The sequence below is a fragment of the Micromonospora tarapacensis genome, from assembly GCF_019697375.1.
GTDB lineage: Bacteria > Actinomycetota > Actinomycetes > Mycobacteriales > Micromonosporaceae > Micromonospora > Micromonospora tarapacensis.
On the sequence record NZ_JAHCDI010000004.1, the window covers coordinates 1 to 13,534 of the forward strand.

Below are 13,534 nucleotides of genomic sequence, written 5' to 3' on the forward strand. Positions count from 1 at the left end.
GTACTCGAGCGGCGAACGGGTGAGTAACACGTGAGCAACCTGCCCTAGGCTTTGGGATAACCCCGGGAAACCGGGGCTAATACCGAATATTCACTGTTGGCCGCATGGTTGGTGGTGGAAAGTTTTTCGGCTTGGGATGGGCTCGCGGCCTATCAGCTTGTTGGTGGGGTGATGGCCTACCAAGGCGACGACGGGTAGCCGGCCTGAGAGGGCGACCGGCCACACTGGGACTGAGACACGGCCCAGACTCCTACGGGAGGCAGCAGTGGGGAATATTGCACAATGGGCGGAAGCCTGATGCAGCGACGCCGCGTGAGGGATGACGGCCTTCGGGTTGTAAACCTCTTTCAGCAGGGACGAAGCGTGAGTGACGGTACCTGCAGAAGAAGCGCCGGCCAACTACGTGCCAGCAGCCGCGGTAAGACGTAGGGCGCGAGCGTTGTCCGGATTTATTGGGCGTAAAGAGCTCGTAGGCGGCTTGTCGCGTCGACTGTGAAAACCCGTGGCTCAACTGCGGGCTTGCAGTCGATACGGGCAGGCTAGAGTTCGGTAGGGGAGACTGGAATTCCTGGTGTAGCGGTGAAATGCGCAGATATCAGGAGGAACACCGGTGGCGAAGGCGGGTCTCTGGGCCGATACTGACGCTGAGGAGCGAAAGCGTGGGGAGCGAACAGGATTAGATACCCTGGTAGTCCACGCTGTAAACGTTGGGCGCTAGGTGTGGGGGGCCTCTCCGGTTCTCTGTGCCGCAGCTAACGCATTAAGCGCCCCGCCTGGGGAGTACGGCCGCAAGGCTAAAACTCAAAGGAATTGACGGGGGCCCGCACAAGCGGCGGAGCATGCGGATTAATTCGATGCAACGCGAAGAACCTTACCTGGGTTTGACATCGCCGGAAATCCTGCAGAGATGTGGGGTCCTTCGGGGCCGGTGACAGGTGGTGCATGGCTGTCGTCAGCTCGTGTCGTGAGATGTTGGGTTAAGTCCCGCAACGAGCGCAACCCTCGTTCGATGTTGCCAGCGCGTTATGGCGGGGACTCATCGAAGACTGCCGGGGTCAACTCGGAGGAAGGTGGGGATGACGTCAAGTCATCATGCCCCTTATGTCCAGGGCTTCACGCATGCTACAATGGCCGGTACAATGGGCTGCGATACCGTGAGGTGGAGCGAATCCCAAAAAGCCGGTCTCAGTTCGGATCGGGGTCTGCAACTCGACCCCGTGAAGTCGGAGTCGCTAGTAATCGCAGATCAGCAACGCTGCGGTGAATACGTTCCCGGGCCTTGTACACACCGCCCGTCACGTCACGAAAGTCGGCAACACCCGAAGCCGGTGGCCCAACCCCTTGTGGGAGGGAGCCGTCGAAGGTGGGGCTGGCGATTGGGACGAAGTCGTAACAAGGTAGCCGTACCGGAAGGTGCGGCTGGATCACCTCCTTTCTAAGGAGCACCATCCGGCGAAAGCTGGTATGGGGCCCGCGGCCTGCGGATGTTGGGTCGGGGTGCTCGGATGGCGGAGACACTGGTGAGTTTTTCTTCGGCAACGGCCGGGTTCTTCTAGTACTGCTGATCTTTCGGGGTTGGTGTGGAACGGGGGGTTTGGTGCGGCTGGGGATGGCGGAGAGCACCCTGTTGGGTCCTGAAGGAACAATCCTGTGGGGTTGGTTTCTTCGGAACCGATGCTGAGGCCCTTTTTGTGGTTTTGGTGTGGTTGCCAGGCATGGCCTTGTCTCGCATACCGCCGGCGGTTGTCGGGCTGGTGTGGGGTGGTGGGTTGTGGGTTGGTTGTTTGTTGAGAATTGCACAGTGGACGCGAGCATCTTTGTGGTCAAGTTGTCAAGGGCGAACGGTGGATGCCTTGGCACCAGGAGCCGATGAAGGACGTGGGAGGCCGCGATAGGCCTGGGGGAGCTGTCAACCGAGCTGTGATCCCAGGGTGTCCGAATGGGGTAACCCGGCATCAGTCATGTGGTGTCACCTGCACCTGAACTCATAGGGTGTGTGGAGGGAACGCGGGGAAGTGAAACATCTCAGTACCCGTAGGAAGAGAAAACAAATAGTGATTCCGTGAGTAGTGGCGAGCGAAAGCGGATTGAGGCTAAACCGGTTGCGTGTGATACCTGTCAGGGGTTGCGTGGTCGGGGTTGTGGGACCCTGCGACACGGGCTGACACTCGTGTGAGGAGTGATAAAGCCAGTTGTTAGCTGAATGGTCTGGAATGGCTGACCGTAGACGGTGATAGTCCGGTAGGTTAAAGCAGCTGGTCTTCTGTGGGTGTTCCCGAGTAGCGGCGGACTCCTGAAATCTGCCGTGAATCTGCCAGGACCACCTGGTAAGCCTAAATACTTCCTGGTGACCGATAGCGGACGAGTACCGTGAGGGAATGGTGAAAAGTACCCCGGGAGGGGAGTGAAATAGTACCTGAAACCGTTCGCCTACAATCCGTCGGAGCCTTGCGGGGTGACGGCGTGCCTTTTGAAGAATGAGCCTGCGAGTTAGTGGCATGTGGCGAGGTTAACCCGTGTGGGGGAGCCGTAGCGAAAGCGAGTCTGAAGAGGGCGTTTGAGTCGCATGTTCTAGACCCGAAGCGGAGTGATCTAGCCATGGGCAGGCTGAAGCGCGGGTAAGACCGTGTGGAGGGCCGAACCCACCAACGTTGAAAAGTTGGGGGATGACCTGTGGTTAGGGGTGAAAGGCCAATCAAACTCCGTGATAGCTGGTTCTCCCCGAAATGCATTTAGGTGCAGCGTCGTGTGTTTCTTGCCGGAGGTAGAGCACTGGATGGTCTAGGGGGCCTACAAGCTTACCGAAATCAGCCAAACTCCGAATGCCGGTAAGTGAGAGCGCGGCAGTGAGACTGCGGGGGATAAGCTTCGTAGTCGAGAGGGAAACAGCCCAGATCACCAGCTAAGGCCCCTAAGCGTGTGCTAAGTGGAAAAGGATGTGGGGTCGCATAGACAACCAGGAGGTTGGCTTAGAAGCAGCCATCCTTTAAAGAGTGCGTAATAGCTCACTGGTCAAGTGGTTCCGCGCCGACAATGTAGCGGGGCTCAAGCACACCGCCGAAGCTGTGGCATTCACATGTGACTTGGTGTGTCTCTTTGGGGGCGCATCCAGGTGTGTGGGTGGGTAGGGGAGCGTCGTGCCGGGGGTGAAGCAGCGGGGTGACCCAGTTGTGGACGCGGCACGAGTGAGAATGCAGGCATGAGTAGCGAAAGAAGGGTGAGAAACCCTTCCGCCGGATGACCAAGGGTTCCAGGGCCAGGTTAATCCGCCCTGGGTGAGTCGGGACCTAAGGCGAGGCCGAGAGGCGTAGTCGATGGACAACGGGTTGATATTCCCGTACCCGCGAAGGAGCGCCCGTGATGAACTTCGTTGTGCTAACCATCCGAACTGTCCAAGGCCTTCGGGTTGAGGGTGGGGAGCGTGGGAACCTGGCGGGTAGTAGTCAAGCGATGGGGTGACGCAGGAAGGTAGCTGAGCCCGGCCGGTGGTTGTGCCGGGGTAAGCGTGTAGGCCGCATCATAGGCAAATCCGTGGTGCATGAAGGCTGAGACGTGATGCCGAGCCGATTCAGGTGAAGTCAGTGATCCTATGCTGCCGAGAAAAGCCTCTAGCGAGTTCTGAGCGGCCCGTACCCCAAACCGACACAGGTGGTCAGGTAGAGAATACCGAGGCGATCGGGCGAACTGTGGTTAAGGAACTCGGCAAATTGCCCCCGTAACTTAGGGAGAAGGGGGGCCGGAGACGTGAAGCCCCGTGCGGGTGGAGCGTTGTATGGCCGCAGAGAGCAGGGGGAAGCGACTGTTTACTAAAAACACAGGTCCATGCGAAGAAGTAATTCGATGTATATGGACTGACGCCTGCCCGGTGCTGGAACGTTAAGGGGACCTGTTAGTTCTTTCGGGGGCGAAGCGGAGAACTTAAGCGCCAGTAAACGGCGGTGGTAACTATAACCATCCTAAGGTAGCGAAATTCCTTGTCGGGTAAGTTCCGACCTGCACGAATGGCGTAACGACTTCCCCACTGTCTCAACCACAGGCCCGGCGAAATTGCAGTACGAGTAAAGATGCTCGTTACGCGCGGCAGGACGGAAAGACCCCGGGACCTTTACTATAGCTTGACATTGGTATCTGAGTTAGCTTGTGTAGGATAGGTGGGAGCCGGTGAAGTGCATACGCCAGTATGTGTGGAGGCAATCTTGAAATACCACTCTGGTTGATTCGGGTTTCTAACTTCGGACCGTTATCCGGTTCAGGGACAGTGTCTGGTGGGTAGTTTAACTGGGGCGGTTGCCTCCTAAAAGGTAACGGAGGCGCCCAAAGGTTCCCTCAGCCTGGTTGGCAATCAGGTGTTGAGTGCAAGTACACAAGGGAGCTTGACTGTGAGACTGACGGGTCGAGCAGGGACGAAAGTCGGGACTAGTGATCCGGCACTTGCGTGTGGAAGCGGTGTCGCTCAACGGATAAAAGGTACCCCGGGGATAACAGGCTGATCTTCCCCAAGAGTCCATATCGACGGGATGGTTTGGCACCTCGATGTCGGCTCGTCGCATCCTGGGGCTGTAGCAGGTCCCAAGGGTTGGGCTGTTCGCCCATTAAAGCGGTACGCGAGCTGGGTTTAGAACGTCGTGAGACAGTTCGGTCCCTATCCGCCGTGCGCGTAGGATACTTGAGAAGGGCTGTCCCTAGTACGAGAGGACCGGGACGGACGAACCTCTGGTGTGCCAGTTGTCCCGCCAGGGGCACGGCTGGTTAGCTACGTTCGGAAGGGATAACCGCTGAAAGCATCTAAGCGGGAAGCCTGCTTCAAGATGAGGTATCCCACCCACCTTTGGTGGGGTAAGGCCCCAGCTAGACGACTGGGTTGATAGGCCGGAAATGTAAGCCCGGTAACGGGTTCAGTTGACCGGTACTAATAGGCCGAGGACTTGCTCACGAAGATTCTGCTCGCGTCCACTGTGTAACTCACAACAAACAAACAAACCCGCCGGCAGGTTGGTGTGGTGTTGTTTGACATGTTGATAAGGTTACGGCGGTCATGGCGGAGGGGAAACGCCCGGTCACATTCCGAACCCGGAAGCTAAGCCCTCCAGCGCCGATGGTACTGCACCCGGGAGGGTGTGGGAGAGTAGGACACCGCCGGACACACTTCCCGTTCAGGGCCACCCCACCAAAGGGGTGGCCCTGAACGCATTCCCACACAAAATACCGGAACACCAAACGAGCGGAACGAGCGGAACGAGCGGAACGAGCGGCTGGTGCCGGGAGTTGCCACCCGACCGCGGCGCCCTGACCACACCACCACCGACGCCGTCAGTCGCGGGTCTGCACCGCCGCGCGGATCTCCCGCAGCAGCCCGGCGGCGTCGTCGACGGACCGGCCGGGGAACATGGCCATCACCACACTGCCGTGGTCGGCCCAGCCGCAGACCGCGAAGTCGCCGCCCTCGCCGCTGGTGCTGCCGCACTTCATCACGCCGCCCAGCGGACCCGGCGGCACGCCGCGCAGGCCGGTCACCGCCGCGGTCTCGTCGGCCATCAGCTCGAACAGGCTCTCCAGATCACGTTCCGGCTGCCACAGCAGGGTCGTCCCGCCGAAGAACAGTACCGACCGCCGGGCGTCCGCCGGATCCTGGTAGACCGCGCCGAAGCTGCTGTCCAGCCGGATGTCGGCGGCGAGACCGCTGCGCAGGTAGTCCGCGGTGCTCGACGCCCGGTCGCTGTCGTCCAGGCGGAGGCCGGCGACCTGGTCGGGCGTGGTGATCCGGGTGTCCTTCTGCTGGAAGATCCGCCACCCCCAGGTGCCGAACGCCCCGGTGCCGGCCAGCGCGAGGAGCGCCAGCAGTGCGACCACCACCCGCCGGCGGCGAGTCCGGGTCGCCGCCGGGTCGCCGCCGTCCGCCGGCTCGCGGTCGCCCAGCTCGATCGGCTCGCCGGTCAGGTTGACCAGCGGTGCGCCGTCGTCGAGCTGACGGGCGGTGAGATGTGCGTCGGACATAGCCGACACCGTACGCGAACCACCGGTGGCGCACGTCGGCTCCGTCGAAGCGCTCCGTAGACTTTCTTAGGTGACCGAGAGACTGGATGCCCGACGCCCCGACGCCCCGACCCTCGCCGGCCAGTACCAGCCCGGCGAGGTAGAAGAGCGGCGGTACGAGCAGTGGGTAGCCGACGGTCGGTTCCGGGCGTCGGCGGACAGCGACCGGGAGCCCTTCACCATCGTCATCCCGCCGCCGAACGTGACCGGCTCGCTGCACATGGGCCACGCCCTCGACCACACGGTCCAGGACGCCCTGGTGCGGCGCCGGCGGATGCAGGGCTTCGAGGCGCTCTGGTTGCCGGGCATGGACCACGCCGGCATCGCCACCCAGAACGTGGTCGAGCGGCAGCTGGCCGCGCAGGGCCTGTCCCGCCACGACCTCGGCCGGGATAAGTTCGTCGAGCGGGTGTGGCAGTGGAAGGCCACCTCCGGCGGCGCGATCCTCGGCCAGATGCGCCGCCTCGGCGACTCGGTGGACTGGGACCGCGAGCGCTTCACCATGGACGAGGGCCTGTCGCGCGCCGTGCAGACCATGTTCAAGAAGCTGTACGACGACGGTCTCATCTACCGCGCGAACCGGATCATCAACTGGTGCCCGCGCTGCCTGACCGCGCTGTCCGACATCGAGGTGGAACACACCGACGACGACGGCGAACTGGTGTCGATCCGCTACAGCGACGACGTGGTGGTGGCCACCACCCGGGCCGAAACGATGCTGGGCGACACGGCGGTGGCGGTGCACCCGGACGACGAACGGTACCGGCATCTGATCGGCACCGAGGTCGAACTGCCGCTGACGGGTCGGCGGATCCCGATCGTGGGTGATCCGCACGTCGACCCGGCCTTCGGCACGGGCATGGTGAAGGTGACCCCGGCGCACGACCCGAACGACTTCGAGATCGGCCAGCGGCACGACCTGCCGGCGTTGACGGTCATGGACGAGCGGGGTGTCATCACCGCGCCCGGCCCGTTCGAAGGGCTGGATCGCTTCGAGGCCCGCCCGGCGATCGTCGCGGCGTTGCGCGCCGAGGGGCGCATCGTCGCGGAGAAGCGGCCGTACGTGCATGCCGTGGGGCACTGCTCGCGGTGCCGGACCACGGTCGAGCCCCGGCTCTCCCTGCAGTGGTTCGTCAACACCTCTCCGCTGGCGAAGGCGGCCGGCGACGCGGTGCGCGACGGTCGGGTCCGCATCGAGCCGGCCGAGTTGGCCAAGCGCTACTTCGCCTGGGTCGACAACATGCACGACTGGTGCATCTCCCGGCAGCTGTGGTGGGGGCACCGCATCCCGGTCTGGTACGGCCCGGACGGCGAGGTCGTCTGCGTCGGCCCGGACGACGAGCCGCCGGCCGGAGCGGGCTGGCATCAGGACGAGGACGTCCTGGACACCTGGTTCTCCAGCGGGCTCTGGCCGTTCTCCACCCTCGGCTGGCCCGAGCAGACTCCGGACCTCGCCAAGTTCTATCCGACCAGTGTGCTGGTCACCGGGTACGACATCCTCTTCTTCTGGGTCGCCCGGATGATGATGTTCGGGCTGTACGCGATGGACGGCAGGCAGCCGTTCGACGTGATCGCACTGCACGGCATGGTCCGCGACGAGCACGGCAAGAAGATGTCCAAGTCGTTCGGCAACGTCGTCGACCCGCTGGACTGGATCGACCGCTACGGTGCCGACGCGACCCGGTTCACCCTGGCCCGGGGCGCCAACCCCGGTGGCGACGTGCCGGTCAGCGAGGAGTGGTGCCAGGGGTCGCGCAACTTCTGCAACAAGCTGTGGAACGCCACCCGGTTCGCGCTGATCAACGGCGCGCACACCGGCGGCCCGCTGCCGTCCGCCGACCGGCTCTCGACCGTGGACCGGTGGATCCTGTCCCGGCTGGCCCACGTCACCGCGGAGGTCGACGAGCAGTTCGAGACGTACGAGTTCGCCAAGGTCTGCGACCTGTTGTACCACTTCGCCTGGGACGACGTCTGCGACTGGTATGTCGAGCTGAGCAAGCCGGTCCTCGCCGGCGGTGGCGAGCCGGCCGAGGTCAGCCGCCGGGTTCTCGGCCACGTGCTGGACCAGTTGCTGCGGCTGCTGCACCCGGTGATCCCGTTCGTCACCGAGGAACTGTGGACCGCCCTGACCGGCGGCGAGACGGTGCTGACCGCGCCCTGGCCCACCAGCGACCGGGCGCTGATCGACGACGCCGCCGAGGCGGAGGTGGCCACCCTGCAGCGGGTCGTCACCGAGGTCCGCCGATTCCGCTCCGACCAGGGGCTGCGCCCGACCCAGCGGGTCGCCGCCCGGCTCGACGGGCTGGCCGGCGCCGGTGTCGCAGCGCACGAGCCGCTGATCCGGTCCCTCGCGCGGCTCGATCCGGCCGGCGACGACTTCCAGGCCAGCGCGACGCTGGCCATGCCCGGTGAGGTCAGCGTGGCCCTGGACACCCGTGGCTCGATCGACGTGGCCGCCGAACGCGCCCGGCTCGCCAAGGACCGCGCGGCGGCGGAGAAGGAGGCCGGGCAGGCCCGGGCGAAGCTGGACAACCCGGCCTTCGTCGGCAAGGCCCCCGAACACGTCGTCGTCAAGATCCGCGAGCGGCTGGCCGTCGCCGAGGCCGACCTGGCCCGCATCGACGCCGCCTTGGAGGCGCTTTCCTCGTGACCGACCGCCCAGACCGCGCCCGCGGGGACGCGGACCGCACCAACCGTGCCGAGCATGCCGCCTTCGTCGAGGTCGAGGCCGAACTGGCCGCGCGCGGCTTCACCCGGATGGTCTTCGAGCTGGACCGCATCTCGTCCCTGCTCGACCTGCTGGGCAGCCCGCAGCGGGCGTACCCGTCGATCCACCTGACCGGGACCAACGGCAAGACCTCCACCGCCCGCATGATCGACTCGCTGCTGCGGGCCTTCGGGTTGCACACCGGGCGGTACACCAGCCCGCACCTGGAGACCGTCCGGGAGCGGATCAGTCTCGACGGCGAGCCGGTGGACGAGGCCCGCTTCACCACGGTGTACCAGGAGCTGAAGCCGTTGGCCGAGCTGGTCGACGACCGCTCAGCCGAACCGTTGACCTACTTCGACCTGACCACCGCGCTGGCGTTCGCCACCTTCGCCGACGCCCCGGTGGACGTGGCCGTGGTCGAGGTCGGCCTCGGCGGTGCCGAGGACGCCACGAACGTGATCCAGGCCGGGGTGTGCGTACTGACTCCGATCGGGCTGGACCACACCGAGTGGCTCGGCGACACCCTCCAGGACATCGCGGTCGCCAAGTCCGGGATCATCCACCCCGGCGCGACGGTCATCTGCGCCGCGCAGGAGGAGGAGGCCGCCCGGCCGATCCTGCAACGCTGCGCCGAGGTGGGCGCGACCGTTGCCCGTGAGGGGTCGGAGTTCGGCGTGCTCGGCCGGGCCGTCGCCGTCGGCGGGCAGGTGCTCAGCCTGCAGGGCCTGGGCGGGGTGTACGAAGACGTGTTCCTTCCGCTGCACGGCGCTCACCAGGCACAGAACGCAGCGGTGGCGCTCGCCGCCGTCGAGGCGTTCCTGGGTGCCGGCGCCCGGCGGCAACTCGACGTGGAGGCGGTGCGGGAGGGCTTCGCCGCCACCAGTTCCCCCGGCCGGCTGGAGCGGGTCCGTAGCGCCCCGACGATCCTGCTCGACGGCGCGCACAACCCGCAGGGGATGGCGGCGACCGTCACCGCCCTGCAGGAGGAGTTCGCGTTCAGCAAGCTGGTCGCCGTGCTGGCCACGCTGGCCGACAAGGACGCCGTCGGCATGCTGGAGCTGTTGGAGCCGGTGGTCGATCAGCTGGTGGTGACCCGGAACAGCTCACCCCGGGCGCTGCCGGCGAAGGAACTGGCCGCGCTCGCCGCGGAGGTCTTCGGCGCGGACCGGGTCGAGATCGCCGAGGAGATGCCGGACGCGATCGAGGCGGCGGTGGTGCTCGCCGAGGAGGACGTGCCCGGCGAACTGGCCGGGGTAGGTGTGCTGATCACCGGCTCGGTGGTGACCGTGGCCGACGCCCGCCGGCTGCTGAAACGATGACCGCACAACAGCCGGAGCGCGGCGGCGCATCCGGCCCTTCGGCCGACGACCCGCAGCCGCGCCGGTCGGGCCTGCGTGACCCGGTGCGGGCCGTACGCGGGCTCGGCGCGGGCGCCCTCACCCTGGAGGCGCTGGTGCTGCTGCTGGCGATCCAGCCGATCCGGTTGGTCGGCGGTGAGTTCGGCGGCGCCGCGATCGCGGTGGTCGTGGCGCTGGCCGTGGCCGCCGCGGTACTGGCCGGCATGATGCGTCGGCCGTGGGCGTGGCATGCCGGCACCGTGTTGCAGGGACTGCTGCTGCTCTCCGGGCTGCTGCACTGGTCGCTGTTCGCGTTGGGTGTCACGTTCGCTCTGGTGTGGGCGTACGCGTCGCATGTGCGCCGGGTGGTCCTGGGCTGAGTCGCCGGGTCACGGCGGTCCTCACGCGTCGGCGCGTTCCCGCCACTGGGTCAGCGCGATGCCGTGCCCGTCGGGATCGCGGAACGCCGCCGCCCACACCTCCAGCTTGCTGCCCCGGTTGACGATCCGGGGAGCGTAGGTGAACCGGACGCCGGAGTCGCGCAACCGCTCGTAGGCCGACTGGATGTCGTCCACGTCGAGGTTCACGTGCACCAGCCGCCGACTGATCGGCTGGGCGCCGGTCACCTCCCGGAGCACCAGCCGGGTCGCCCCGGAGGCGAGGACGGCGTTGCCCGACCCCCGGTCGACCTCGGTGAAGCCGAGCCGGTCCCGGTAGAACTCCAGGGAGCGGGGCAGCTCGGTGACCAGCAGGGTGATCCCGACCCCGCTGATCGGCGCGGCCGGATCGGCAGCGGCCGGGTCGGTGGTCTCGGGGTCGAAGCCGAAGATCGCCTCGTCCAGTTCTCTCGCACCGACCGCCGCCTCGCCGTCCCCGGCGGGCCGGTCGGCGGTGGGGCGCGGCTCCGGGTCGTCCAGCGGCAGGTCGAGCGGGTCGAGTGGGCCGAGTGGATCCGGCGGAGCACTCGCGCCCGGCGGGGCGGCGCTCGGGGCGGCCGGCCGGTCGGCGCGTCGCCCGGCCTGTTGCGGTTCCGTGAACGGCCCGTCGGGCGCGTCCGCGGCAGTGGTCGGCGCCGCGGCGAATCGTTCCTCGGCCGGCGTGCGGGGCGCGGGTGTGGCCCGGCGGGGAGCGGCCGGTCGGTGGAGCGTTCGACCACGGTCCCCTCGAGCACGACCGGCCGGCCCGGGCGTTGGCGTACCCGCACCGTCTCGCGTTGCTCGACGGGCTCCGTGGGGGCCTCGTGCGGCGGGCCGCCCGGCGGGTCGCCCAGCGGGTCGTGGAAGTCGTCCTCGGGCGCCCGGTCGGCCCACGGCGGCGCCTTCTGCCCGATCAGCACCTCGTCGGGCGGTGCCGGGCTGGTGAACTCGGGGGGCAGGTCGGCGGTGTTGCCGGCCTCGGTGTGGGTGGGCACCTCGTCCCAGAGCACCCGGACGTGTCGCGGGTCGTCCAATGCCACCCGGATCGGCAGGGTCTGCCCCAACGACGGCCATTTCGAGACCGGCACCCGCGGCTCGATGATCTTTTTCGAGCGGGGCGGCAGCCCCGGTGCGTCGATGACCAGTTGGAGTTCGCAGCGCCCGAAGGCGTACTGGGTCGGGGGCTCGGAGGCGCTGTGCACGTGCCCGGCACCGATGACCCAGGTGCGACCGCCGCCGCGCACGGTGGCCAGCGCGATCGCCAGCGCCAGCAGGGCGACCCCGAGCGCCACGATGGCCCAGCTGGTCATGCCCAGGCCGAAGAGGATCACGAAGGTGGCCACGGTGCCGAGCACCGCAGCGATCAACTTGCGTACCGGCGCGATGGGTCGGTTCCCGCCACCATTCGCCACAGTGGACCTCCCGGGGGTCAGGGCCAGGCTAGGCCGGATCGGAGGTCGGGGGAAGGACCGACCACCGCGCCGGCGCCGGGACCGGGTCGCTAGGCTGACCGTACCCAGCCCGACCGGCTTCCGCTCTGAGGAGGAACCCAGCGTGTCCAGCAGCAGCCCGGACGAACGGACGCTCGTACTGATCAAGCCCGACGCGGTCCGCCGAGGGCTGGTAGGCGAGATCATTTCTCGTTTCGAGCGCAAAGGGCTGCGGATCGACGCGATGCTGTCCCGGACGATGGACCCCGCGCTGGCCGACGAGCACTACGCCGAGCACGTCGACAAGCCGTTCTACCCGCCGCTGAAGGCGTTCATGACCGGCGGCCCGCTGGTCGCGCTGGTGCTCTCCGGTGACGAGGTCATCGACGTGGTACGCGGCCTGATCGGCGCCACCGACGGGCGCCGGGCAGCGGCCGGCACCATCCGGGGTGACCTCTCCCTGTCCAACCGGGAGAACCTGGTGCACGCCTCCGACTCGGCGGACAGCGCCAAGCGCGAACTCGCCCTCTGGTTTCCCGACCTGGGCTGATCCTCACCGGTCTCGGCCAGGCCACCCGCCCGCCGACCGGTGCCCTATGTCGCCCAGGTCAGCTTCTCCGGGTTGGCCACCACGAAGATGCCGGTGATCCGGCCGCCGGCGGTGCACAGGGTGACCGCGTGCCGCTGGCCGTCCGCCGTCATCACCAGGGCGGCCGGCTGGCCGTTGAGTTCCGTGCGGTGCACCGTCAGCGGCCACCCCCGGTCCCGGATGCCCAGGATGAACCGGGCCACCCGGTCGGCCCCGGTCACCGGGTTGCGGGCGGCCTTCACCCGGCCGCCGCCGTCGCTCCACGCGGTCGCGTCCGCGGCGACCAGATCGGTCAGCGCGGCCAGGTCACCCTCGTGCGAGGCGGCGATGAACGCCTCCAGCAGCCGCTCCTGCTCGGCCCGGTCGGCGGTGAACCGGCGCTGGTCGCGCCCGATCCGCAGGCTCGCCCGGTGGTGCAACTGCCGGCAGTCCTCGGCGGACCGGTCCAGCACCTCGGCGATCTCGGTGTACGGCAGCTCGAAAGCGGTGTGCAGCACGTAGACCGCGCGCTCCGGCGGGGTGAGCCGCTCCAGCAGATGCAGCAGCGCGGTGGAGAGCGAGTCACGCAGTTCGGCGCGTTCCAGCGGGCCGAACGGCGACGGCACGGTCGGAACCGGCTCCGGCAACCACGGACCGGCGTACGCCTCCCGGGCGGCCTGCCGGGCCCGCAGCCGGTCCATCGACAGGTGGGTCACCACCCGGGACAGGTAGCGGCGCGGCTCGGCCACCCCGGCGCGGTCGACCCGGACCCACCGCAGATAGGCATCCTGCAGCACGTCCTCGGCGTCGTGCCGGCTGCCCAGCAACCGGTAGGCCAGCCCGAGCAGCATCGGCCGGTGCGCGTCGAGCGCGTCGGCCGCCTCGGCCGCGTCGACCGGGCTCACCCGCCCCTCGGCAGATCGCTGCGGACGGTCGCCGTGATTCGGTTCCACCCGTTGATTGTGGCAATCGCCGGGACCAGGTCGGCGCGGGCGGTCCGTTCGCGACAGGTGCGTGCTGTGACGCCGGTCATGCGCCGT

6 protein-coding genes, 3 rRNA genes and 1 pseudogene are annotated in these 13,534 nt (G+C 67.0%); 7 read left to right on the forward strand and 3 right to left on the reverse strand.

Features of this window, described 5'->3' with window-relative positions; translation table 11 throughout:
• The 3 genes from KIF24_RS06080 to rrf form a co-directional block, all read left to right on the forward strand.
• Positions 1–1,435 (forward strand): 16S ribosomal RNA (locus KIF24_RS06080); the annotation flags it as partial.
• A gap of 386 nt (positions 1,436–1,821) precedes the next feature.
• Positions 1,822–4,933, forward strand: a 23S ribosomal RNA gene (locus KIF24_RS06085).
• 92 nt (positions 4,934–5,025) lie between these two features.
• Positions 5,026–5,142: ribosomal RNA gene (rrf, locus tag KIF24_RS06090) — 5S ribosomal RNA — on the forward strand.
• 168 nt (positions 5,143–5,310) lie between these two features.
• Here rrf and KIF24_RS06095 read toward each other — a convergent pair.
• On the reverse strand, positions 5,311–5,994 hold the full coding sequence (locus tag KIF24_RS06095; protein ID WP_221083206.1) for a hypothetical protein: 684 nt from the start codon (positions 5,992–5,994) through the stop codon (positions 5,311–5,313).
• A gap of 70 nt (positions 5,995–6,064) precedes the next feature.
• Here KIF24_RS06095 and KIF24_RS06100 point away from each other — a divergent pair, with 70 nt between their 5' ends.
• The 3 genes from KIF24_RS06100 to KIF24_RS06110 all read left to right on the forward strand — a co-directional run bounded on the left by KIF24_RS06100 (position 6,065) and on the right by KIF24_RS06110 (position 10,460).
• The gene (locus KIF24_RS06100) at positions 6,065–8,683 is read left to right on the forward strand and encodes a valine--tRNA ligase (RefSeq protein ID WP_221083207.1); all 2,619 of its coding nucleotides are present in this window, start codon (positions 6,065–6,067) and stop codon (positions 8,681–8,683) included.
• Between the two features lie 107 nt (positions 8,684–8,790).
• Positions 8,791–10,062: a bifunctional folylpolyglutamate synthase/dihydrofolate synthase gene (locus tag KIF24_RS06105; protein WP_230416024.1), complete on the forward strand. Its 1,272-nt coding sequence runs from the start codon at positions 8,791–8,793 to the stop codon at positions 10,060–10,062.
• On the forward strand, positions 10,059–10,460 hold the full coding sequence (locus tag KIF24_RS06110; RefSeq protein WP_221083208.1) for a DUF4233 domain-containing protein: 402 nt from the start codon (positions 10,059–10,061) through the stop codon (positions 10,458–10,460). Before KIF24_RS06105 ends, KIF24_RS06110 begins: the two co-directional genes overlap by 4 nt.
• 21 nt (positions 10,461–10,481) lie before the next feature.
• On the opposite strand, the pseudogene KIF24_RS06115 reads toward KIF24_RS06110, so the two are convergent.
• Positions 10,482–11,908 (reverse strand): annotated as a pseudogene (locus tag KIF24_RS06115) (VOC family protein).
• 142 nt (positions 11,909–12,050) lie between these two features.
• On the opposite strand from KIF24_RS06115, the gene ndk reads away from it, so the two are divergent.
• Positions 12,051–12,476 (forward strand): nucleoside-diphosphate kinase, encoded by a 426-nt coding sequence (gene ndk / locus KIF24_RS06120; RefSeq protein WP_221083209.1) that lies wholly within the window; start codon positions 12,051–12,053, stop codon positions 12,474–12,476.
• 44 nt (positions 12,477–12,520) lie between these two features.
• Here ndk and sigJ read toward each other — a convergent pair whose 3' ends face one another.
• Complete coding sequence (sigJ, locus tag KIF24_RS06125) at positions 12,521–13,447, reverse strand: RNA polymerase sigma factor SigJ (RefSeq protein ID WP_331461018.1); 927 nt, start codon at positions 13,445–13,447, stop codon at positions 12,521–12,523.
• Positions 13,448–13,534: the final 87 nt, after the last annotated feature.